Origin of the sequence: Chania multitudinisentens RB-25, from assembly GCF_000520015.2 — a bacterium.
Classification (GTDB): Bacteria; Pseudomonadota; Gammaproteobacteria; order Enterobacterales; family Enterobacteriaceae; genus Chania; species Chania multitudinisentens.
On the sequence record NZ_CP007044.2, the window covers coordinates 5,024,765 to 5,048,255 of the forward strand.

A 23,491-nucleotide genomic window follows, 5' to 3' on the forward strand; every position below is an offset into this window, starting at 1 on the left:
ATTACAGTGCTCATAGCGCTCGTTTATGTCAGACTTGGCTTTTATAAAACTGATAGGAAGAGTCTACCAGAGATGGTTAAACAGGTAGAAATTTTCACCGATGGCTCCTGTCTCGGTAATCCTGGCCCCGGTGGTTACGGTGCCATTTTGCGCTATAAACAGCACGAAAAAACCTTCAGCGCAGGCTATCACCTGACCACCAACAATCGTATGGAAATGATGGCCGCCATCGTGGCGCTCGAAGCGCTGACCACCACCTGCGAGGTGATACTCAGTACCGACAGCCAGTATGTGCGCCAAGGCATTACCAGTTGGATCCACAACTGGAAAAAACGCGGCTGGAAAACCGCTGATAAAAAACCGGTAAAAAATGTCGATCTCTGGCAACGCCTGGATCTGGTCATTGCCCGCCATAACGTCCGTTGGGAGTGGGTTAAAGGCCATGCTGGCCACCCAGAAAACGAGCGTTGCGACGTGCTGGCCCGTGATGCTGCGGGTCAACCGACACAAGATGATACGGGATACCAACCCGAAACTTAAGGCAGCTTGCGGTAACTCTTGGTCGCGCCCACTGCGCGGCTGAGAGAAGGATTTCGTGCCCCGACTTTCATTGGGGTCGGTGTCAACGGCAATGTTCTTTTGCGCGCCACGATCAGACTCAAACACCCCAACGCAGGCAAATGGGTACTCAAAAATGTGCCGCCTGTACGCTGCCAAGGCAACACATGAAAGCGCGTTTGCTCCAGTACCTCATAATTCAGTAGGCTAAGCCAATCCAGCAAACGCATTTGGGTAAACATTCGGCTGACATAAGGCTGCCGTTTACGCAATCCCGGGAGCAATTTACCTAACCCCAGTAAACTGAGAGGATTGAAACTACTGAACACCAGCCAGCCATCGTCTATCATCACACGATCAACCTCACGCAAAAGACGGTGCGGATCATCAGTATAGGCAAGCGTGTGGGCCAGCAGGCAAGCATCTACAGATTTGGCAGCAAAAGGTAATTGATAGGGATCGGCAAGCACATGCAGGTTATTACCCGCTATGCCCACATTAACCTGGTGCGAGATCGCACACTTTTCCGTATCCAGTGCTGCGCTAAGGTTACCGATCTTCAACAGATGAAAACCAAACAACTTTGCCCACCAAGGTTGCAATTGCTGCTCAAGCGCCTCACGGTAATATTCTCCCCACGGCAATTCGCTCCACGAATATGGGCTGGTGAGTTGATGTAGAGTCTGGGCTGGTTTCATGATTTATTATCTTCTTTCAAGCCGTTGCAACAAGAGGTTTATATGAATCTTATCAGTATTCCTGCTTTTCAGGACAACTACATTTGGTTATTGGATAACCAGCAAGGACACTGTGTCATTGTTGATCCTGGTGAGGCAAAGCCGGTTTTAGACGTTTTAGCACGTCAGCAACTGATCCCTGATGCCATCTTACTAACCCACCACCACCGCGATCACGTTGGCGGAGTAGCAGAAATCGTGGCGCAATATCCGCAGTTGGCAGTGTATGGGCCGCAAGAAACCGCTGGCAAAGGAGCAAATACTTTCGTTCACGGCGGTGAAACAATTGAAATAAATGGGCAGCAGTACATTATTATTGCGGTTCCCGGGCACACCTTAGGGCATGTTGCATACTACAGTGCACCTTATCTTTTTTGCGGAGATACTCTTTTTTCTGCGGGTTGCGGTAGGCTTTTCGAAGGCTCCGCCGTTGAAATGCATCATTCATTTCAACGGCTCGCACAACTTCCCGATGACACGCTTATTTGTTGCGCACACGAATATACTCTCTCAAATCTTAAGTTTTCACGAGGTATTTTGCCACAAGATCGAGAGATTGAAACATATCAGCAACAAGTTGAGAGATTACGCGCAAAAGGCAGACCCAGCGTGCCCACAACCCTGCAATTAGAGCGTAAAATTAATCTCTTTTTACGTTGTCATGACATTGATTTACAAAAAGAAATAGGGGTTTCCTCACCACCACACAGCCTTCATTCGGTTTTTTCCGAATTACGCCGCCGAAAAGATAACTTCTGAAGCTTTTAGTTGTGTTATCTGGCGAAGCAAAGTATTATTGCTCGTCTTTTAAGCAACTATATTGACACACACATGAAGGCTAAAGCGATATTTCTCGCCTCAGTCTTGCTAGTAGGTTGTCAGGCGCCTAAGCAGGGCGCTCTGGCTCCAGAGCAGCATGCACAGAGTCTGTCTTCGGCAGGTCAAGAAAGTGAAGCAGGAGAGTACACAGCAAGCTCAGCGCGTTGGCTAGACAGTAACGATGCCGCGCAGCAAGACCTGTGGAACTTCATTAGCGACGAGCTGAAGATGGAGGTTCCGGAAAATTACCGGATCCGCGAACAAAAAAATAAATACCTAAAAAGTAAGAGCTATCTCCACGATGTAACATTACGGGCAGAGCCGTACATGTACTGGATAGTCGGGCAGATTAAGAAACGCAATATGCCGATGGAACTAGTACTGCTACCCATAGTGGAGAGCGCTTTTGACCCCCACGCCACGTCACATGCCAATGCCGCAGGGCTATGGCAGATAGTGCCGCAAACGGGTCGTAATTATGGTCTAAAAAATAATCAGTGGTATGATGGCCGCCGTGATGTTGTGGCCTCGACAACTGCTGCGCTTGATATGATGCAGCGTTTGAACCGCATGTTTGATGGCGATTGGTTATTGACCATCGCGGCATACAACAGTGGTGAAGGCCGTGTCATGCAGGCGGTGAAAGCGAATAAACGTCAAGGCAAGTCCACCGAGTTTTGGGCATTGGCGCTTCCGCGTGAAACGTCAATTTATGTCCCGAAAATGCTGGCGTTGAGCGATATCATCAAGCACAGCAAAAAGTACGGAGTCAAGTTACCGAAAACTGACGAAACCCGTGCATTAGCAAGAATTGATGTCGGGCAGCAGATCCAACTGACTCAAGCAGCTGAGATGGCAGGACTTTCAGTTACCAAAATGAAAGCTTACAATCCTGGCTACAAGAAAGGCGTAACAGCACCCAATGGGCCTCATTACATTATGGTTCCCAAAGGTCATGCTGAACAGTTAAAAGACTCACTAGCTGATGGTCAGATTACTGCGATACCAGCGGCAGAACAGTTGGCGAAGAACAGTAATCAATCGGGTAGAAGTGCATATAAAGTGCGCTCCGGCGATACCTTATCGAGTATCGCTAAAAGACTGAACGTTAAGTCTAGTGATTTGCAAAGTTGGAACAATTTACGTGCCAAAAGCACTCTGAAAATTGGGCAAACCCTGCAAGTAGCTCGTAATTCAAGTGATAATAGCAGTATCACTTATAGAGTTCGCAAAGGTGATTCACTTTCCAGTATCGCACGTCGCCACGGCGTTGATATTGATGACGTGATGCGTTGGAACTCAAGACTCGGCAAGAACAGTAGTCTGCAACCAGGTCTAAAACTGACTTTGTTTGTAAACAACAAAATATCGCCAGACACTTAGATTTTCGGCATAAAAAAACCCGATAGGATAATGTTGAGCGCTTAAGGCTCACTTTGAACAAACTAAAAAGACTCATGATTTTCATGGGTCTTTTTTTATACTAATCTAAGTAACCAGCATTAACAGTGCTTCTTATTGCTTAAGACCCACTCTATCGAACCTGCTTCTACTTGTCCGTTTCTGGATGAAACTCCACCAACAACGGATTGTGATCTGATGCCCGAGTCAGCAGCACAGAAGCCTCTACAACGCTAAGATTATGGTAAAAAATAAAATCCAGTGGGCGACCAAACGCTTTGCGCCGATGATCGTCAATGAAATTCACCTCATTCAACGCCATGTCATCAGCAAATTGATATAGCGCATGTATACGCTTGCGGCTCCATGCATTAAAGTCACCAGCCATTATCACTGGCCCTGTATGATTAGCAATCTGCTCGCCAATCGGACTTAGCTGCTTACTGTATACATCAACACCCAGACTAAAATTCACTGCATGGATGTTTACTACCATCAGTAATTGCCCATTATACAACGGGTAAACGGTTATCAAGGCCGATTTAGCCAGACGTAATAATGGCTCACGCTCACGTAACGGGCAACAGTAAACTGGATGTGCTGCTGCCAACGTCATCACGCCAGAAGGGTGTTGCGGTAGCACAAAGGCAGGAACCTGATCGGCAGCCAAATAGTTAGAGGTTGCAAAACGTACTAATTCAGGCGTAGTTTGCGCTTCCTGCAATAATACCAGTTGTGCATCTTTACCGAAATTTTTTAACACAGAAAGCCAGTCGGCTCGTTGCTGCTTGAAAATATTCCATACCATAACCCGCAGCGCCCCTGCCGTAGGCAATGAAGCTCCGAGTGGTAACGACTGATGGACGGCGCCAGGGAAAACTCGTTCAACTGGCTGACCCGCAACATACCTCATGGCATAAGTTCGTTTCGGCACACTATTCGCCTATTTCCCATTTAGATGAAATTGGTAGCAATATTGCCACCAACAATAAATGAATTATATGCCCGCACGTCTCCGCCAGCATGATTTTTACGGGAATATCATTCCAGTTATAGGGACTAAATACCGTAACTTCAATCAGTGGAGTGTATACGTCTGTAAAGATTAGCTGTGGTGATTGATAAATTCGAGAAAGCTCGCAAAAAACGGATATAAGGAGAAAAATAAAATACTATTAGATAGTTATTATGTACATACGAAAAAGCCCTGAGTCTATGACTCAGGGCTTATCAATAAGTGGCGGAACGGACGGGGCTCGAACCCGCGACCCCCTGCGTGACAGGCAGGTATTCTAACCAACTGAACTACCGCTCCACCGATTCTTTCAAACGATATCTTTCGATACCGGCAAAATCACCTCAGTGACCTTGCTGTTACCAGATGTCATCCTGATAACCTTTATTTGATGCCTGGCAGTGTCCTACTCTCGCATGGGGAGACCCCACACTACCATCGGCGCTACGGCGTTTCACTTCTGAGTTCGGCATGGGGTCAGGTGGGACCACCGCGCTATTGCCGCCAGGCAAATTCCATTTAATCAACCCGCTTCACTTGCATGCAGCCAGTCAATCCAATCCGGGAACATCGCTGAATATCAAAACTCACTACTCTCTTGTCTCTCAACAAAACACCTTCGGTGTTGTAAGGTTAAGCCTCACGGTTCATTAGTACTGGTTAGCTCAATGCATCGCTGCACTTACACACCCAGCCTATCCACGTCTTCGTCTCAAACGTTCCTTCAGGGAGCTCAAGGCCCCAGGGAAGACTCATCTCGAGGCGAGTTTCGTGCTTAGATGCTTTCAGCACTTATCTCTTCCGCACTTAGCTACCGGGCAGTGCCATTGGCATGACAACCCGAACACCAGCGGTGCGTTCACTCCGGTCCTCTCGTACTAGGAGCAACCCCTCTCAATCTTCCAACGCCCACGGCAGATAGGGACCGAACTGTCTCACGACGTTCTAAACCCAGCTCGCGTACCACTTTAAATGGCGAACAGCCATACCCTTGGGACCTACTTCAGCCCCAGGATGTGATGAGCCGACATCGAGGTGCCAAACACCGCCGTCGATATGAACTCTTGGGCGGTATCAGCCTGTTATCCCCGGAGTACCTTTTATCCGTTGAGCGATGGCCCTTCCATTCAGAACCACCGGATCACTAAGACCTACTTTCGTACCTGCTCGAGCCGTCACTCTCGCAGTCAAGCTAGCTTATGCCTTTGCACTAACCTCACGATGTCCGACCGTGATTAGCTAACCTTCGTGCTCCTCCGTTACGCTTTGGGAGGAGACCGCCCCAGTCAAACTACCCACCAGACACTGTCCTCACCCCGGGTTACGGGGCAAAGTTAGAACATCAAACATTAAAGGGTGGTATTTCAAGGTTGGCTCCATGCAGACTGGCGTCCACACTTCACTGCCTCCCACCTATCCTACACATCAAGGCTCAATGTTCAGTGTCAAGCTATAGTAAAGGTTCACGGGGTCTTTCCGTCTTGCCGCGGGTACACTGCATCTTCACAGCGAGTTCAATTTCACTGAGTCTCGGGTGGAGACAGCCTGGCCATCATTACGCCATTCGTGCAGGTCGGAACTTACCCGACAAGGAATTTCGCTACCTTAGGACCGTTATAGTTACGGCCGCCGTTTACTGGGGCTTCGATCAAGAGCTTCGCCTTGCGGCTAACCCCATCAATTAACCTTCCAGCACCGGGCAGGCGTCACACCGTATACGTCCACTTTCGTGTTTGCACAGTGCTGTGTTTTTAATAAACAGTTGCAGCCAGCTGGTATCTGCGACTGGCTTCAGCTCCAGGAGCAAGTCCCTTCACCTACGTGCCAGCGTGCCTTCTCCCGAAGTTACGGCACCATTTTGCCTAGTTCCTTCACCCGAGTTCTCTCAAGCGCCTGGGTATTCTCTACCTGACCACCTGTGTCGGTTTGGGGTACGATTCTGTGTTACCTGGAGCTTAGAGGCTTTTCCTGGAAGCTTGGCATCAACCACTTCGCCACCGTAGTGACTCGTCATCACGCCTCAGGGTTGAATAAGAGAACGGATTTACCAATTCTCTCCCCCTACACGCTTAAACCGGGACAACCGTCGCCCGGCCAGCCTAGCCTTCTCCGTCCCCCCTTCGCAGTAACACCGAGTACGGGAATATTAACCCGTTTCCCATCGACTACGCTTTTCAGCCTCGCCTTAGGGGTCGACTCACCCTGCCCCGATTAACGTTGGACAGGAACCCTTGGTCTTCCGGCGAGCGGGTTTTTCACCCGCTTTATCGTTACTTATGTCAGCATTCGCACTTCTGATACCTCCAGCAGCCCTCACAGACCACCTTCAACGGCTTACAGAACGCTCCCCTACCCAACAACGCCTTAGCGTCGCTGCCGCAGCTTCGGTGCATGGTTTAGCCCCGTTACATCTTCCGCGCAGGCCGACTCGACCAGTGAGCTATTACGCTTTCTTTAAATGATGGCTGCTTCTAAGCCAACATCCTGGCTGTCTGTGCCTTCCCACATCGTTTCCCACTTAACCATGACTTTGGGACCTTAGCTGGCGGTCTGGGTTGTTTCCCTCTTCACGACGGACGTTAGCACCCGCCGTGTGTCTCCCGTGATAACATTCTTCGGTATTCGGAGTTTGCATCGGGTTGGTAAGCCGGGATGGCCCCCTAGCCGAAACAGTGCTCTACCCCCGAAGATGAGTTCACGAGGCGCTACCTAAATAGCTTTCGGGGAGAACCAGCTATCTCCCGGTTTGATTGGCCTTTCACCCCCAGCCACAAGTCATCCGCTAATTTTTCAACATTAGTCGGTTCGGTCCTCCAGTTAGTGTTACCCAACCTTCAACCTGCCCATGGCTAGATCACCGGGTTTCGGGTCTATACCTTGCAACTAGACGCCCAGTTAAGACTCGGTTTCCCTACGGCTCCCCTATTCGGTTAACCTTGCTACAAAATATAAGTCGCTGACCCATTATACAAAAGGTACGCAGTCACCCCATTAAGAGGCTCCCACTGCTTGTACGTACACGGTTTCAGGTTCTGTTTCACTCCCCTCGCCGGGGTTCTTTTCGCCTTTCCCTCACGGTACTGGTTCACTATCGGTCAGTCAGGAGTATTTAGCCTTGGAGGATGGTCCCCCCATATTCAGACAGGATGTCACGTGTCCCGCCCTACTCATCGAACTCACAACCTGTGCATTTTGGTGTACGGGGCTATCACCCTTTACTGCGCGACTTTCCAGACGCTTCCACTAACACACAGGCTGATTCAGGTTCTGGGCTTTTCCCCGTTCGCTCGCCGCTACTGGGGGAATCTCGGTTGATTTCTTTTCCTCGGGGTACTGAGATGTTTCAGTTCCCCCGGTTCGCCTCATGACACTATGGATTCATGTCATGATAGTGTGTCGAAACACACTGGGTTTCCCCATTCGGGTATTGCCGGTTATTGCGGTTCATATCACCTTACCGGCACTTTTCGCAGATTAGCACGCCCTTCATCGCCTCTGACTGCCTAGGCATCCACCGTGTACGCTTAGTCACTTAACCTCACAACCCGAAGGTGTCTTCTGTAAACAGAGAACACATCGTGCTGTAAACATTTGAGAGACTCTCTGACAGGGTACTCCTTATCCCCATAACTCTACGGTGGGATAAGTTTCAGCTGTCAGGTTTCAATTTTCAGCTTGTTCCAGATTGTTAAAGAGCAATATCTCAAGCCTGACTCGCAAGTCAGCTTTGAGATATTTAAGGTATCGTCACGATACCGAGACCGCCGCTTTCACCGGGATGGTCGCAAGCAGTTGGCGTCCCCTAGGGGATTCGAACCCCTGTTACCGCCGTGAAAGGGCGGTGTCCTAGGCCTCTAGACGAAGGGGACACGACACCGTACTTTTATGACGCTTTTGCTCATTACTTCTATCAGACAATCTGTTGTGAACACTCACGCAATCAATATCATTCGGTAAGGAGGTGATCCAACCGCAGGTTCCCCTACGGTTACCTTGTTACGACTTCACCCCAGTCATGAATCACAAAGTGGTAAGCGCCCTCCCGAAGGTTAAGCTACCTACTTCTTTTGCAACCCACTCCCATGGTGTGACGGGCGGTGTGTACAAGGCCCGGGAACGTATTCACCGTAGCATTCTGATCTACGATTACTAGCGATTCCGACTTCATGGAGTCGAGTTGCAGACTCCAATCCGGACTACGACGTACTTTATGAGGTCCGCATGCCTTCGCAGGGTAGCTTCTCTTTGTATACGCCATTGTAGCACGTGTGTAGCCCTACTCGTAAGGGCCATGATGACTTGACGTCATCCCCACCTTCCTCCAGTTTATCACTGGCAGTCTCCTTTGAGTTCCCGACCGAATCGCTGGCAACAAAGGATAAGGGTTGCGCTCGTTGCGGGACTTAACCCAACATTTCACAACACGAGCTGACGACAGCCATGCAGCACCTGTCTCACGGTTCCCGAAGGCACCAATCCATCTCTGGAAAGTTCCGTGGATGTCAAGAGTAGGTAAGGTTCTTCGCGTTGCATCGAATTAAACCACATGCTCCACCGCTTGTGCGGGCCCCCGTCAATTCATTTGAGTTTTAACCTTGCGGCCGTACTCCCCAGGCGGTCGATTTAACGCGTTAGCTCCGGAAGCCACGGTTCAAGACCACAACCTCCAAATCGACATCGTTTACAGCGTGGACTACCAGGGTATCTAATCCTGTTTGCTCCCCACGCTTTCGCACCTGAGCGTCAGTCTCTGTCCAGGGGGCCGCCTTCGCCACCGGTATTCCTCCAGATCTCTACGCATTTCACCGCTACACCTGGAATTCTACCCCCCTCTACAAGACTCTAGCCTGCCAGTTTCGGATGCAGTTCCCAGGTTAAGCCCGGGGATTTCACATCCGACTTCACAGACCGCCTGCGTGCGCTTTACGCCCAGTAATTCCGATTAACGCTTGCACCCTCCGTATTACCGCGGCTGCTGGCACGGAGTTAGCCGGTGCTTCTTCTGTGGGTAACGTCAATGCACAGCGCTATTCACACTGTACCCTTCCTCCCCACTGAAAGTGCTTTACAACCCTAAGGCCTTCTTCACACACGCGGCATGGCTGCATCAGGCTTGCGCCCATTGTGCAATATTCCCCACTGCTGCCTCCCGTAGGAGTCTGGGCCGTGTCTCAGTCCCAGTGTGGCTGGTCATCCTCTCAGACCAGCTAGGGATCGTCGCCTAGGTGAGCCATTACCCCACCTACTAGCTAATCCCATCTGGGCACATCCGATGGCGTGAGGCCCGAAGGTCCCCCACTTTGGTCCGTAGACGTCATGCGGTATTAGCTACCGTTTCCAGTAGTTATCCCCCTCCATCGGGCAGTTTCCCAGACATTACTCACCCGTCCGCCGCTCGCCGGCAAAGTAGCAAGCTACTTCCCGCTGCCGCTCGACTTGCATGTGTTAGGCCTGCCGCCAGCGTTCAATCTGAGCCATGATCAAACTCTTCAATTAAAAGCTTGATGTGCTGCAACACGTGCAGCGATGCTCGAAAACTAACGTTTGTAATAATTCACTTAAATGAATTACTGCTTGGTCACTCTTCAAGACTTGATATTTTTTGCCACCGAAGTGGCTGGATATCGTCTTGTGAGTGCCCACACAGATTGTCTGATAAATTGTTAAAGAGCGTGGTTACCGGTTTGTTTCTCGGTAACGCGGGAGGCAGATAATACGCTTTCCCGCTGAAGAGTCAACCTTATTTTCTCTGTTGAGAGGCGGTGTGGTCACCGGGTTGGCCCTTCCTGGCTGGGTAGCATTCTTTATCACAAGACGCCGTTGTTCCCGGTCAGTGGAGGCGCATTATAGGGCGTTCCTCGCCAGCCGCAACCCCTAAATTCAAAAAAAGGTTCAAGCGTTCAAAAAACGCCCAAAAAAGACATTCAAGGGTATTTATTAACCTAAAAAACCTGTTTTCAAACATCAGAAGGAAAAAGGAACGGTAAATCACCCCCTTTCCTCATAAAGAAATCACAAACTACCGATGTTTACTGTTTAGCAACGATATGATCGTTTTCCACATCCAGCACTACAGGTTTGCCTGGTAACAGCTTCCCGGAAAGGATTTGCTGTGCCAATGGGTTTTCAATTTCCTGCTGAATAGCGCGTTTCAATGGGCGAGCACCATAAACAGGGTCATAACCGGTTTTACCCAGTAACTCTAAAGCAGGCTCAGTCATAGTCACTTCATAACCGCGTTCTTCCAAACGTTTGTACAAACGCACCAGTTGGATCTTGGCAATTGCTGCAATATGTTTCTTGCCAAGTGGGTGGAATACCACAACCTCATCAATACGATTAATGAATTCTGGGCGGAAATGATGGCTTACCATCTCCATGACAGATTCTTTCATCTGCGCATAGTTCATCTGACCAAAGTGCTCCTGAATCAGATCAGAACCCAAATTCGAAGTCATGATCACCACAGTATTGCGGAAATCAACGGTACGCCCCTGCCCATCCGTTAGACGACCATCGTCCAAAACCTGTAATAGAATGTTGAACACATCTGGATGCGCTTTTTCAACCTCATCCAACAGGATCACTGAGTAAGGCCGACGGCGCACCGCTTCCGTCAGATATCCCCCTTCTTCATAGCCGACATAGCCTGGAGGCGCCCCGACCAGCCTTGAGACGGAGTGTTTCTCCATAAATTCGGACATATCAATACGCACCATAGAGTCATCACTGTCGAACAGGAATGAAGCCAGTGCTTTGCACAATTCGGTTTTACCCACCCCTGTAGGACCAAGAAACAGGAATGAACCAATCGGCCGATTCGGATCAGAAAGCCCAGCGCGGCTACGGCGGATAGCATTAGACACCGCTACCACAGCTTCATCCTGACCAATCACTCGCGCATGTAGCTCCTGTTCAAGCCGCAGCAGTTTGTCACGTTCCCCCTCCAGCATTCTGGCTACCGGAATACCGGTGGCTTTTGCCAACACTTCGGCAATCTCTGCATCGGTAACGCGATTACGTAGCAGCTTCATGGTCTTGCCTTCAGCTAGTGTCGCGGCGGCAAGCTGTTTTTCCAGCTCAGGAATTTTGCCATACTGCAACTCAGACATTCGCCCAAGGTCACCCAAACGACGTGCTTGCTCCAGCGTAATCTTCGCCTGTTCAAGTTCAGCCTTGATATTCTGCGTTCCAGAAAGAGAGGCTTTTTCCGCTTTCCACTCTTCTTCCAACTCAGAATACTCACGCTCTTTCTGCTCCAGTTCGCTGCTCAACATTTCCAAGCGTTTTTTACTGGCATCGTCGGACTCTTTATTCAGCGCCTGCTGTTCCAGCTTCAACTGAATGATACGGCGCTCCAGACGATCGAGCGACTCCGGTTTGGAGTCCATTTGCATACGAATGCTGGATGCCGCTTCATCGATCAAATCGATGGCCTTGTCTGGTAATTGACGATCGGCGATATAACGGTGCGACAGCGTCGCTGCGGCAACAATCGCCGGATCGGTGATCTGCACATGGTGATGCAGTTCGTAGCGTTCTTTCAGACCGCGCAAAATGGCGATGGTGTCTTCAACCGTTGGTTCCGCCACATAGACTTTCTGGAAACGGCGCTCAAGCGCAGCATCCTTTTCTATATACTGGCGATACTCATTCAACGTGGTCGCACCAACGCAGTGCAATTCACCACGAGCAAGAGCAGGTTTGAGCATATTACCGGCATCCATTGCGCCATCGGCTTTGCCAGCCCCCACCATGGTATGCAACTCATCAATAAACAGAATGACACTACCTTCCTGCTTGGCGAGATCGCTCAAGACACCTTTCAGGCGCTCTTCAAACTCGCCCCGGTATTTAGCCCCTGCAATCAGAGCCCCCATATCGAGGGAAAGCACGCGCTTATGTTTGAGCCCTTCCGGCACTTCGCCATTAATGATGCGCTGTGCCAAACCTTCAACAATGGCCGTCTTACCCACACCAGGTTCACCAATCAGTACCGGATTATTTTTGGTACGGCGTTGCAGCACCTGGATGGTACGGCGAATTTCTTCATCACGGCCGATAACGGGATCTAGTTTGCCTTGCTCAGCACGCTCAGTGAGATCGATGGTGTATTTTTTCAATGCCTGACGCTGGTCTTCCGCACCTTGTTCATCCACGCTGTCACCACCCCGCATTTGCTCAATGGCTTTGGATATTTTATCGGCCGTTGCGCCAGCGGCTTTCAGAAGATCGGCCAAAATACCACGATCTTCCAGTACTGCCAGAACAAACAATTCGGAAGAAATGAATTTATCTGCGCGTTTTTGCGCCAGTTTATCGCACAGGTTGAGCACACGTACCAGTTCGTGTGACGGTTGAACATCGCCTCCAGTCCCTTCAACCTGCGGCAGACGGGTTAAAGCTTGCTCAAGCTCGGTACGAATACGCCCGGCGTCAATGCCGGCAGAAGTTAATAATGGGCGAACCGTTCCCCCATCCTGAGTAAGCAGAGCGCTCATCAGATGCAACGGTTCAACGAATTGATTATCGCGCCCGAGGGCCAACGATTGAGCATCGGCGAGGGCAAGCTGGAATTTGTTAGTAAGACGATCCAGACGCATAACACCTCCAATATAGATCAAAATTGCTACAGGAGATTAAATGAGGTCATCCCTCAAATTTTCAAGGTTATTTCGACACTATATTATGAGTACAACATCATGCATCTGCGGACCGTCCTAATTCAATAGGTTATATCACCCAGATTAAACTTGCCAGACGTCCAGTGACTCCGTCGCGCCGATAGGAGAAAAAATGACTCATTTCAGTCACGGTACAACGATCGCCACCATAGGTGGCAAAAATACCCAAACGTTGTAGGCGTTGGCGTGCCAAAAGATAAATATCTGCAAGAAATTTATCACCATGGGAAATAAACGCGGAGGCAGCAGAAATATCTGCCGCCATAAATGCAGCTCGCACTTCTGCCCCGACCTCAAATTGCCGCGGGCCAATCGCCGGGCCAAGCCAGGCGATGATATTACCCGGCGTAGCAGTAAAACGTTCTACCGTATTCTCCAATATGCCGCCGCATAATCCACGCCAGCCGGCATGAGCAGCTGCAACTTCATCACCCGCACGCGAGGTAAACAATACGGGCAAACAATCCGCCGTCATCACCGCACACACTTGCCCTGGCAGGTTGCTGTAAACCGCATCAGCCCGCAAATCACCAGGCGTTTGCCCGTCTAATGTCAACACACGAGTTCCGTGTACCTGCTCCAGCCAGAGCGGCATCTGTGGCAGGCCAGCCATAGCCACCAACCGTTGACGATTATCGTCCACAGTTTGTGCATCATCACCCACATGAGAACCCAGATTCAATGAATCATAAGGCGGCAGGCTGGCCCCGCCATAACGGGTGGTACTACAGGCTTTTACACCCACAGGCAGTGGCCAATCGGGCAGAATAAGCGAATCCATTACCAATCCATCTGATCTTTAAATTCTTCGGTGTCGGCTTTCAGCGCATCAATCAGATCGACCATATCCTGTGGCAACGGCGCATGCCACTCCATCTGGATACCGCTGATCGGATGATAGAGGCGCAACATCGTGGCATGCAGCGCCTGGCGATCAAAACCACGCAAGGTGTTGATGAATCTCTCTGAGGCTCCTTTAGGCGGGCGCGGGCGGCCGCCGTACAACTGATCGCCGACCAACGGGTGGTTAATGTGCGACATATGCACGCGAATTTGGTGAGTCCGGCCCGTTTCCAAACGCAAACGCAAGCGAGTGTGTGCACGGAAATGCTCCATGATACGGTAATGAGTGACCGCAGGTTTCCCCATTGGATGCACAGCCATATGCGTGCGTTTGGTGGAGTGACGCGCAATAGACTCTTCCACTGTGCCCCCCGCTGTCATGTTACCTATCGCCACGGCTTCATATTCGCGGGTGATTTCACGCGCCTGTAATGCTTCCACCAAACGGGTTTGCGCCGGAACGGTTTTCGCTACCACCATCAGGCCAGTCGTATCTTTATCCAGACGGTGTACAATACCAGCACGCGGTACATCGGCAATGTCTGGATAATAATGCAGCAAGGCATTAAGCACTGTACCATCCGGGTTACCTGCTCCAGGATGTACCACCAGATCGCGCGGTTTATTGATCACCAGAATATCCGCATCTTCATAAACAATATTCAGTGCGATATCCTGCGGTTCCCAACGGGCCTCTTCTTCTATCTGTGCATCAATGGCGACCATTTCTCCACCCAGCACTTTCTCCTTTGGCTTGCTGATCGTTTTGCCATTAACCTGAACCCGATCTCCCAAAATCCAATCTTTTATGCGCGATCGTGAATAATCAGGGAACAATTCGGCCAAAGCCTGATCTAAACGTTGTCCGAGTTGAGTTTCAGCCACCGTTGCGGTGAGTCGTACTTGTTGTGCCATATACAGTTTCTTTCGTTAACGTTGGGTTTTCACGGCGATGCCGTTTAATATAATGTGCTATTGTAACTGGTCTTTTGTCGGGAGCTTAACGGACAGTCTCCCGGAATAACACCCTGAGGATAATCAAAACGTCATGACGCGTATGAAATATCTGGTGGCGGCAGCCACCTTGAGCCTGGCGCTGACAGGTTGCTCCACGTCCAAGGATGCGGTTCCCGACAGCCCACCTTCGGAAATCTATGCGACTGCCCAGCAAAAATTGCAGGACGGTGACTTTAAAGGCGCGATTAAGCAACTCGAAGCATTAGATAACCGCTATCCTTTCGGGCCGTACTCCCAGCAGGTTCAATTGGATCTGATTTATGCCTACTATAAATCTGCTGATTTAGCCTTGGCGCAGGCCTCTATTGATCGCTTTATGCGCTTGAACCCAACGCATCCGAACATCGACTACGTCATGTACATGCGCGGTTTGACCGATATGGCGCTGGATGACAGCGCGTTGCAAGGCTTCTTCGGGGTTGATCGTTCCGATCGCGATCCGCAGCACGCCCACGCTGCCTTCCGCGATTTCAACCAACTGCTTCAGCAGTATCCTAATAGCCAATACGCCACCGACGCTTACAAACGTTTGGTGTTTCTGAAAAACCGCCTGGCCAAGTATGAGCTTTCAGTGGCGGAATACTACACTAAACGTGGTGCTTACGTCGCGGTTGTTAATCGCGTTGAGCAGATGATACGTGATTTCCCAGATACGAAAGCGACTCGCGATGCGCTGCCGTTGATGGAAAACGCTTATCGGCAACTGGAACTGAACGCTCAGGCTGATAAAGTCGCGAAGATTATCGCCACTAATCCGGCATAACCCTTTGGGCAGCCACAGAAATGCAAAACGGCAGCTTCGGCTGCCGCTTTTTTGCTCACTATAAACCCAAGCAAAACACCATGTTAACCAGGCGAGCCTGCTGTTTAACCTATCAATACTGCGCGCTCTGTAAGCAAGACTCAAGTGTTAGATAATTATTTCAGTGCCTGCATCACAGGATTGAGCTTACTTTGCAAAAAATAACAAAAATAAGCGATTTCTCTCACCCACTTGAGCAAAAACAGGGGTATGCTGAATATATCCAAGACGGAAAGACAGAGAGGTAGGTTATATGACAATCAACATTACCAGCAAACAAATGGATATCACCCCCGCAATCCGTAGTCATGTCGAAGACCGTCTCACTAAACTGGATAAGTGGCAAGCCCAACTGATAAACCCACATATTGTTTTATCTAAAGAACCTAAAGGGTTTGTCGTCGATGCCACCATTACCACTCCTAACGGCCCGCTGGTCGCCAGCGCGAAGCATGAAGACATGTACACCGCCGTTAATGACCTGATCGCCAAGCTTGAGCGTCAGTTGAACAAGGTGCAGCACAAGAGCGAAGCGCGCCGCGCCTATGCCAGTGTGAAAGATATTGCTCCTGAAATCATTCCAGAAGAGTAATTACCTGTTAATTCGTATCCAACGCGCCTGTCGGCGCGTTTTTTTAATCGTCGGTTTTTATTGACAGAGAGAAAAGCCTGCGGTTACTTTAAAACCTGATTCGCACCATGTGAGACACAAATGATTTATAAACCGTTTTTCTTCGCATTCTTTTTTACCTTCCCCTGACTGGGAGGCGTTTCGTCGTGTGATACAGAATGCGAAGACGAACCACAGAGCCTCCTGAAAACAGGGGGCTTTTTTTATATAGCTATTTAACGATGATGCCGAAATAATTCGGGGTGCCGGCAAGCCAACGCACAGGCAACTTGAAGTATGATGGATATATAAGAACACAAGGCAAAGCTGATTATGACTGATAACCCGTTACTCATGCTGCGCGAACGTATCAGCGCACTGGACCTGAAATTGCTGGCTCTGCTGGCAGAACGCCGTGAGCTGGCAGTGGAGGTTGGCAAGACCAAACTGCATTCACACCGACCAATTCGTGATAAAGAACGTGAACGCGATCTGCTGGATGCACTGGTTAACGCCGCCAAACCTTATGATCTCGATGGTTTTTACGTCACCCGCCTATTCCAACTGATCATCGAGGACTCTGTTCTCACCCAGCAGACGCTGTTACAGCATCAGCTTAATCAAATCAGCCAGCATTCTGCACGTATCGCTTTCCTCGGCCCTAAGGGCTCTTATTCGCATCTGGCGGCACGCCAATATGGTGCCCGTCATTTTGATCAGTTGATCGAGTGCGGTTGCCAGAAATTCCAAGATATCTTCACTCAGGTTGAAACCGGTCAGGCGGATTACGCCATATTGCCGATCGAGAATACCAGTTCAGGCTCAATCAACGATGTGTATGACCTGCTGCAACATACCAGCCTGTCGATTGTGGGGGAACTAACACTCCCTATTGATCACTGCGTACTGGTTGCTGGCAATACTGATCTAAGCCAGATCGAGATCGTTTACAGCCATCCGCAGCCTTTCCAGCAATGCAGCCAGTTTATTAATCGTTATCCACATTGGAAAATCGAGTATTGCGAAAGCACCGCTGCCGCAATGGAAAAAGTAGCTGAACTAAACTCCCCAACTGCCGCAGCCTTGGGCAGCGAAGCGGGTGGTGCTTTGTACCACCTGCAAGTACTTGAACATAATCTGGCTAACCAACAGCAAAATATCACGCGCTTCATCGTGTTGGCGCGTAAAGCTATCGAGGTTTCGGAGCAGGTCCCAGCTAAAACCACATTAATTATGGCCACCGGTCAACAGTCTGGAGCATTAGTAGAGGCTTTATTGGTACTGCGCGACAATGGCATTGTCATGACTAAGTTGGAGTCACGCCCAATCAACGGTAACCCATGGGAAGAGATGTTTTATATTGATGTGCAGGCCAACCTGCGCTCGGAAACCATGCAGAAGGCTTTGAAAGATTTAACCCCGATTACCCGTTCGTTGAAGGTACTGGGATGCTACCCAAGCGAAAACGTTGTGCCCGTGAATCCGTCTTAACCCATGAAACAGGGTTCGGCATTACCGAACCCTGAGTCTATTATTGGCGGCTGTCATTTGCCTGGCGCAGCAACGAGCGGCTCTCCACCAGGAAACGCTGGGCATAATCACCAAACCAGTGCTCCACTTTCTGGAAGCTTTGGATAAATGCCTGTTTATCAGCGTGTTCCAGCAACTGAATCGCCTCACCGAAACGCTGGTAGTAGCGTTTGATCAGGTGAATATTTTCCTCCGAAGACATAATGATGTCCGCATACAACTGCGGGTCTTGAGCGAACAGCCGGCCTACCATCGCCAATTCTAATCGATAAATGGGTGAAGACAGCGCCAGCAATTGTTCCAGTTGAACATTTTCCTCTGCCAGATGCAGGCCGTAAGCAAAGGTCGCAAAATGCCGTAACGCTTGGATAAAAGCCATGTTCTGATCGTGCTCAACCGCGCTGATCCGGTGCAAGCGTGCCCCCCAGACCTGCAACTGTTCCAACAGCCACTGATAGGATTCTGGTTGACGCCCATCGCAATACACCACTACCTGTTTAGCTACGCTGCCAACATCCGGGCCAAACATTGGGTGAAGCCCCAGCACCGGGCCACCGTGTACCGCCAGCATGGCCTGCAATGGCCGGTTTTTAACAGATGCCAAATCAACCAGAATACAATCTTCCGGCAACGGTGGTATCTGGTTAATCACTTGTTCCGTAACGTGGATAGGCACGCTGACAATCACCATACCCGCATCCGCCAGCAAGGTGTCTGCCTGCGGCCAATCATCCTGATCCAACACTTTCACCTGATAACCGGATAACGTCAGCAAACGGTTAAATAAACTCCCCATCTGGCCATTACCGCCGATAATCACTATCGGGCGTAACTGCGGGCACAGCGTTTTAAAACCTTTGTCGTTCTCACTGGTATAAGATTCGCGCATCACCCGGCGCAGCACATCTTCAATCAGGTCTGGTGGTACTCCAAGGCCTTCGGCCTCTTTACGGCGCGAGGCCAACATCGCCGCCTCACGTTCAGGCACGTAAACCGGTAAACCGTAGCGGCTTTTGACCTCCCCTACCTCCGCAACCAGTTCCAGGCGTTTCGCCAGCAGTTCCAGCAGCGCTTTATCTACCTCGTCAATTTGATCGCGTAATGCGGTCAGTTCAGCCACCATAACTCACTACTCTCCAGTGCGTGCCATCAGCACTGCACCGAGCTCCTGATGCATTTGGCGCAACAGAGTCTCTGTGCTTTCCCAGTTGATGCAAGCATCGGTGACCGAAACGCCATAGTGCATATCTGCACGCGGCTGTTCAGATGACTGATTACCTTCGTGCAGGTTGCTCTCCAGCATGATACCGGTGATCGAACGGTTGCCCGCTTTGATCTGCTCAACAACGGATTCGGCAACGGCCGGCTGACGGCGATAGTCTTTATTTGAGTTGCCATGGCTGCAATCTATCATCAAGGACGGCTGGAGTCCTGCTTCCCGCATCTGTTTTTCACAAGCGGCAACATGTTCCGCACTGTAATTGGGAGCCTTGCCTCCTCGCAGAATCACATGGCCATCCGGGTTACCCTGAGTTTGCAGCAGGCACACCTGCCCAGCCTGATTGATACCCACGAAGCGATGTTGCATGGAAGCAGCACGCATGGCGTTGATCGCCGTACCAAGGCTACCGTCGGTGCCATTTTTAAAGCCAACGGGCATTGAAAGACCGGATGCCATTTCACGATGCGTCTGGGATTCCGTGGTACGCGCACCGATGGCTGACCAACTGAACAGATCGCCCAAGTACTGCGGGCTGTTGGGGTCCAACGCTTCGGTTGCCAGCGGCAGCCCCATTCCCACCAATCCCAGCAACAGACGGCGTGCAATATGCAAACCCGCTTCAACGTCAAATGAACCGTCCATATACGGATCGTTGATCAGGCCTTTCCAGCCAACAGTGGTTCTTGGTTTTTCAAAATAGACACGCATAACGATATACAGCTGATCGCTCAATTCAGCCGACAACGTTTTCAGGCGGCGCGCATAATCCAGCGCTGCATCAGGATCATGGACAGAACAAGGCCCGCACACCACCAACAGACGGTGATCTTGCCCTTTCAGGATATTGGCAATAGTTTGGCGTGCAGTAGCGATTTCATTTTCATCGCGGGCACTGAGCGGGAATTGATTTTTTAGCTCTTCCGGGGTAATCAGAACCTGTTCTGCACTGATATGTACGTTGTTGAGCGCGTCTTTTTGCATGATGCTATTCCTGTCTTATGCCGTTATACGTGAGCGTTGATTGAACGTGATAAGACTCTACTCTATCACTCATTGTAAAGATATCAATCCACTTAATGTAAATAAAAATTTACCACGGCAAAAAACAAGCATTACCAAGCACTCAACCACATTAAAACCAATTGATTTTAATCGTATAAAACAAAAAAACCTCTTAAGTAAAACACAATGAAAATCGTCAATCTGATGATGTCACCACCAGCAGGTGTAAATAAAAAATTACACATAAAATATTACCAGTGAAAAGCCGGTTGGCGCATTTCCATACATGATACCACTCCTTACATAGAGCAATGATAGGCGCAAGCAAAACAGGATATAAGCAATAAATTAAACAACTAAAACACAATTAAAATACAATTCACTGGCAATTAATTTTCAATCATTATTCATTTCCGCTTATTCTTGTAAATTTAAAATAGTTATTGAATAAAAATTGCGTAATCTCACAGTTATCCTCTGCTAAATAAATAATTATAAACTTAAATTACCGACACCTCTTAAGGGGTAACCTGCGTAGACAGCCCCAGCCGCATTGGCTTTGAGAGGTGATACGTATTAGCAGTTTTTCATTTCTCACAAGGGATTCTCATGATCACTCTTGAATTTGCAATTATTATTCTCTGCTTATTAGTGGGTACCCGATTTGGTGGTATGGGACTGGGTTTAATTAGCGGTATTGGTTTATTCCTGCTGTGCTTTATATTCGGGCTTGAGCCAGGAAAACCTCCCGTTGATGTTATGCTGACTATTTTGGCAGTTATTGGTTGCGCTTCGGTTTTACAAACCGCGGGTGGCCTGAACGTCATGATGCAATATGCCGAACGGCTGCTGCGCCGCCATCCACAACACATTACGCTACTTGCTCCCTTTACTACCTGGACACTGACGTTCTTGTGCGGCACTGGACATGTGGTTTACACCATGTTCCCGATCATTTCTGACATCGCCATCAAAAAAGGGATACGCCCAGAACGCCCGATGGCAGTAGCCTCTGTCGCTTCACAAATGGCCATCACCGCTTCACCGGTTTCAGTTGCGGTTGTTTCATTGGTTTCAATCATTGCTGCCGGGCACGGCATCGGTAAAGCTTATACTCTGGTTGAAATTCTTGCCGTTTCTATTCCTGCGTCGCTGGTCGGGGTATTGATGGCCGCTTTATGGAGCCTGCGTCGCGGTAAAGATCTGGATAAAGATCCAGAATTCCAAGCTAAAATTCAGGACCCAGAACAACGTACCTACATTTATGGCAGTACCGAAACGCTGCTCAACCAGAAATTCCCGAAACAGGCTTACTGGTCTACTGCAATCTTCTTCGCTGCTATCGCTATCGTGGTACTGCTGGGGGCTTTCGCCGAGATACGTCCTTCATTTCCTGATGCCAAAGGCGTGCTGAAGCCACTCTCGATGAATCTGGTCATCCAGATGATGATGTTGATTGCTGGCGCTGTCATCCTGATGGGGTGCAAAGTAAAACCAGGTGATATCGCCAATGGTGCAGTATTTAAAGCCGGAATGGTCGCTATTTTCTCCGTATTCGGCGTGGCTTGGATGAGCGATACTTTCTTCCAGGCACACATGGGGGATTTAAAACTGTTGCTGGAAGATGTGGTAAAAAACCAGCCATGGACCTACGCAATCGTTCTGTTTTTGGTTTCCAAGCTGGTTAACAGCCAGGCAGCCGCTTTGACCGCCATTGCCCCTATGGCGCTGCAATTGGGTGTCGAACCCAAAATGCTGCTGGCATTCTTCCCCGCAGCTTACGGTTATTTTGTCTTACCAACCTACCCAAGTGACTTGGCCTGCATTGGTTTCGATCGCTCTGGAACGACACGTATCGGTAAATTTATCATCAACCACAGCTTTATCATTCCTGGATTGATCGGAGTACTGTGTTCCTGTATTACCGGTTATATCCTGGTGACCACCTTCCTGTAATAACCTCTGCACGGCAACCCACGGTTGCCGTGCATTTTCAGCCCCAATACCCACTATCACCGAATGGCTTTATGCGTATTTTATGCCGTTAAAACCGATAAAATAGGCATAAATAAAGTGAATAAGTCGCCAGTGAAAATGAAAAACTTAAGCTGTTCGAAGCTATTTTTGTCACCGTGGCGAAGCGATATAATGTGATCGTTATCACTTATTATCACTCTTAACAACTGGACCAAAAATGTTCTCTTTACGCGCTCATCGCGCCATTCCGCTGTATTTCAGCTGCTTGACCGCCTTCACCAGTATTTCTGCTTTTGCCGATAACACTCTCTTCACCGCGATGGACGATCCTGCCACCGCCAAGAAGCCGTTTGATGGCAATATCCAAGCTGGCTATAACGCTCAGTCTGGTAACTCGCAAAACTCCACCCTGTTAGCCAACACCACCATGACCTGGTTCAGCAGTGATGCGGCATACAGCCTGTGGGGGGCGGCGAACAATACCACTTCTTCCAATGTGCGCTCTTCCGAGAGATATCAAGCCAGCGGCCGTACCCGCCAAAATCTGACAACTCGGAACTACATGTTCGGTCAGGCTGGTTGGCTGAATGACCGTTTCAACGGCTATGACTCGCGTTCTACATTAACCGGTGGTTATGGTCGCCAGATTTTCAATGGGCCACTCCATGATCTGCGTGTGGAATTCGGTCCAGGCGTCCGCCATGATGAGTACCAGGATGGTGGCCGCACCACCCGAGTATTGGCTTACGGTGCTGCCAACTATTCTTACAGATTGACCGATAACACTCGTTTCTCTGAAGGCATATCTGCATTGGCTAACGAAGAAACCACCATCAACTCAGAAACCGCACTGAATGTATCAATCAACAACGATTTCTCTCTGCGTTTGGCCTACACCGTAACATACAACAGCAAACCTCCGGCCTCAGCGCCTAAAAACACAGATACCACCACGTCAGTCACCCTGGTGTACGGTTTGTAACCTTTCTACAGTTAGCCTTCTCTCTAAGCCCATCATTAATGGGCTTTTTTTGTTCTTTTTTTCTTGTTATATAATTTGCTAAAAAACACATATTCACCTTGATTTATTTAGCAAATAGATTAATACTGTATGTGCATACAGCTATATTGATAAGGAAAACCATGGAAAATTAGCTACCAAAACAGGCATTACCAACGCTAACCAGGTTCATCAGTGAAAAACTGGTTACTCCATCACCCACTATGGAAGTAAAACGAAATGGTTTTCTTTAATAAAGGCCGTTCAGGTAGCT

The 23,491-nt window shown here is 49.4% G+C and carries 16 protein-coding genes, 2 tRNA genes, 3 rRNA genes and 1 other annotated feature; of the genes, 9 read left to right on the plus strand and 12 right to left on the minus strand.

What is annotated here, in order from left to right:
- Positions 1-72: 72 nt before the first annotated feature.
- Positions 73-540: a ribonuclease HI gene (gene rnhA, locus Z042_RS22360; RefSeq protein WP_024913759.1), complete on the plus strand. Its 468-nt coding sequence runs from the start codon at positions 73-75 to the stop codon at positions 538-540.
- Here rnhA and Z042_RS22365 read toward each other — a convergent pair.
- Positions 537-1,256: a class I SAM-dependent methyltransferase gene (locus Z042_RS22365; protein ID WP_024913758.1), complete on the minus strand. Its 720-nt coding sequence runs from the start codon at positions 1,254-1,256 to the stop codon at positions 537-539. The two genes, rnhA and Z042_RS22365, sit on opposite strands and share 4 nt — an antisense overlap.
- A gap of 42 nt (positions 1,257-1,298) precedes the next feature.
- Between Z042_RS22365 and gloB the strand changes: the two genes are divergently transcribed.
- Complete coding sequence (gene gloB, locus Z042_RS22370) at positions 1,299-2,054, plus strand: hydroxyacylglutathione hydrolase (protein WP_024913757.1); 756 nt, start codon at positions 1,299-1,301, stop codon at positions 2,052-2,054.
- Between the two features lie 72 nt (positions 2,055-2,126).
- On the plus strand, positions 2,127-3,497 hold the full coding sequence (gene mltD / locus Z042_RS22375; protein ID WP_024913756.1) for a murein transglycosylase D: 1,371 nt from the start codon (positions 2,127-2,129) through the stop codon (positions 3,495-3,497).
- A 166-nt stretch (positions 3,498-3,663) separates the two neighbouring features.
- Here the strand turns inward: mltD and Z042_RS22380 are convergent, their stop codons facing one another.
- From Z042_RS22380 to rluD, 9 genes are all read right to left on the minus strand, one after another.
- Positions 3,664-4,449 (minus strand): endonuclease/exonuclease/phosphatase family protein, encoded by a 786-nt coding sequence (locus Z042_RS22380; protein WP_024913755.1) that lies wholly within the window; start codon positions 4,447-4,449, stop codon positions 3,664-3,666.
- A 304-nt stretch (positions 4,450-4,753) separates the two neighbouring features.
- Positions 4,754-4,830 (minus strand) — tRNA-Asp (locus tag Z042_RS22385).
- A gap of 93 nt (positions 4,831-4,923) precedes the next feature.
- Positions 4,924-5,039, minus strand: a 5S ribosomal RNA gene (gene rrf / locus Z042_RS22390).
- Between the two features lie 120 nt (positions 5,040-5,159).
- A 23S ribosomal RNA gene (locus Z042_RS22395) occupies positions 5,160-8,068 on the minus strand.
- Between the two features lie 255 nt (positions 8,069-8,323).
- Positions 8,324-8,399: transfer RNA gene (locus Z042_RS22400), tRNA-Glu, on the minus strand.
- 85 nt (positions 8,400-8,484) lie between these two features.
- A 16S ribosomal RNA gene (locus Z042_RS22405) occupies positions 8,485-10,026 on the minus strand.
- Together the 16S, 23S and 5S rRNA genes with 2 tRNA genes alongside form the textbook arrangement of a ribosomal RNA operon.
- Positions 10,027-10,559: 533 nt before the next feature.
- A complete protein-coding gene (gene clpB / locus Z042_RS22410; RefSeq protein ID WP_024910487.1) occupies positions 10,560-13,133 on the minus strand; it encodes an ATP-dependent chaperone ClpB in 2,574 nt (857 codons plus the stop codon).
- A gap of 130 nt (positions 13,134-13,263) precedes the next feature.
- Complete coding sequence (yfiH, locus tag Z042_RS22415) at positions 13,264-13,995, minus strand: purine nucleoside phosphorylase YfiH (protein ID WP_024910486.1); 732 nt, start codon at positions 13,993-13,995, stop codon at positions 13,264-13,266.
- The gene (rluD, locus tag Z042_RS22420; protein WP_024910485.1) at positions 13,995-14,972 is read right to left on the minus strand and encodes a 23S rRNA pseudouridine(1911/1915/1917) synthase RluD; all 978 of its coding nucleotides are present in this window, start codon (positions 14,970-14,972) and stop codon (positions 13,995-13,997) included. Before rluD ends, yfiH begins: the two co-directional genes overlap by 1 nt.
- 133 nt (positions 14,973-15,105) lie before the next feature.
- On the opposite strand from rluD, the gene bamD reads away from it, so the two are divergent.
- From bamD to pheA, 4 genes are all read left to right on the plus strand, one after another.
- Complete coding sequence (gene bamD / locus Z042_RS22425; RefSeq protein WP_024910484.1) at positions 15,106-15,837, plus strand: outer membrane protein assembly factor BamD; 732 nt, start codon at positions 15,106-15,108, stop codon at positions 15,835-15,837.
- A gap of 292 nt (positions 15,838-16,129) precedes the next feature.
- A complete protein-coding gene (gene raiA / locus Z042_RS22430) occupies positions 16,130-16,468 on the plus strand; it encodes a ribosome-associated translation inhibitor RaiA (protein WP_024910483.1) in 339 nt (112 codons plus the stop codon).
- A 119-nt stretch (positions 16,469-16,587) separates the two neighbouring features.
- Positions 16,588-16,714 (plus strand) — a sequence feature (Phe leader region).
- The gene (gene pheL / locus Z042_RS26415) at positions 16,589-16,636 is read left to right on the plus strand and encodes a pheA operon leader peptide PheL (protein WP_202901307.1); all 48 of its coding nucleotides are present in this window, start codon (positions 16,589-16,591) and stop codon (positions 16,634-16,636) included. It overlaps the preceding feature by 48 nt.
- Before the next feature lie 105 nt (positions 16,715-16,819).
- Entirely contained in the window at positions 16,820-17,977 is a 1,158-nt protein-coding gene (gene pheA, locus Z042_RS22435; RefSeq protein ID WP_024910482.1) for a bifunctional chorismate mutase/prephenate dehydratase, read from the plus strand.
- A gap of 40 nt (positions 17,978-18,017) precedes the next feature.
- Here the strand turns inward: pheA and tyrA are convergent, their stop codons facing one another.
- Both tyrA and Z042_RS22445 read right to left on the minus strand, forming a co-directional pair.
- Positions 18,018-19,139 (minus strand): bifunctional chorismate mutase/prephenate dehydrogenase, encoded by a 1,122-nt coding sequence (tyrA, locus tag Z042_RS22440; RefSeq protein WP_024910481.1) that lies wholly within the window; start codon positions 19,137-19,139, stop codon positions 18,018-18,020.
- A gap of 6 nt (positions 19,140-19,145) precedes the next feature.
- The gene (locus tag Z042_RS22445; protein ID WP_024910480.1) at positions 19,146-20,219 is read right to left on the minus strand and encodes a 3-deoxy-7-phosphoheptulonate synthase; all 1,074 of its coding nucleotides are present in this window, start codon (positions 20,217-20,219) and stop codon (positions 19,146-19,148) included.
- 630 nt (positions 20,220-20,849) lie between these two features.
- Between Z042_RS22445 and Z042_RS22450 the strand changes: the two genes are divergently transcribed.
- On the plus strand, positions 20,850-22,196 hold the full coding sequence (locus Z042_RS22450) for an anaerobic C4-dicarboxylate transporter (protein WP_024910479.1): 1,347 nt from the start codon (positions 20,850-20,852) through the stop codon (positions 22,194-22,196).
- 238 nt (positions 22,197-22,434) lie between these two features.
- The gene (locus tag Z042_RS22455; protein ID WP_024910478.1) at positions 22,435-23,199 is read left to right on the plus strand and encodes a DUF481 domain-containing protein; all 765 of its coding nucleotides are present in this window, start codon (positions 22,435-22,437) and stop codon (positions 23,197-23,199) included.
- Positions 23,200-23,491: the final 292 nt, after the last annotated feature.

Coding starts and splice junctions, on each gene's coding strand:
- bamD (WP_024910484.1), top strand. CDS start 15,106: ATGACGCGTATGAAATATCTGGTGGCGGCAGCCACCTTGAGCCTGGCG.
- yfiH (WP_024910486.1), bottom strand. CDS start 13,995: ATGGATTCGCTTATTCTGCCCGATTGGCCACTGCCTGTGGGTGTAAAA.
- pheA (WP_024910482.1), top strand. CDS start 16,820: ATGACTGATAACCCGTTACTCATGCTGCGCGAACGTATCAGCGCACTG.
- gloB (WP_024913757.1), top strand. CDS start 1,299: ATGAATCTTATCAGTATTCCTGCTTTTCAGGACAACTACATTTGGTTA.
- Z042_RS22450 (WP_024910479.1), top strand. CDS start 20,850: ATGATCACTCTTGAATTTGCAATTATTATTCTCTGCTTATTAGTGGGT.
- rluD (WP_024910485.1), bottom strand. CDS start 14,972: ATGGCACAACAAGTACGACTCACCGCAACGGTGGCTGAAACTCAACTC.
- Z042_RS22365 (WP_024913758.1), bottom strand. CDS start 1,256: ATGAAACCAGCCCAGACTCTACATCAACTCACCAGCCCATATTCGTGG.
- raiA (WP_024910483.1), top strand. CDS start 16,130: ATGACAATCAACATTACCAGCAAACAAATGGATATCACCCCCGCAATC.
- tyrA (WP_024910481.1), bottom strand. CDS start 19,139: ATGGTGGCTGAACTGACCGCATTACGCGATCAAATTGACGAGGTAGAT.
- mltD (WP_024913756.1), top strand. CDS start 2,127: ATGAAGGCTAAAGCGATATTTCTCGCCTCAGTCTTGCTAGTAGGTTGT.
- Z042_RS22455 (WP_024910478.1), top strand. CDS start 22,435: ATGTTCTCTTTACGCGCTCATCGCGCCATTCCGCTGTATTTCAGCTGC.
- clpB (WP_024910487.1), bottom strand. CDS start 13,133: ATGCGTCTGGATCGTCTTACTAACAAATTCCAGCTTGCCCTCGCCGAT.
- Z042_RS22445 (WP_024910480.1), bottom strand. CDS start 20,219: ATGCAAAAAGACGCGCTCAACAACGTACATATCAGTGCAGAACAGGTT.
- rnhA (WP_024913759.1), top strand. CDS start 73: ATGGTTAAACAGGTAGAAATTTTCACCGATGGCTCCTGTCTCGGTAAT.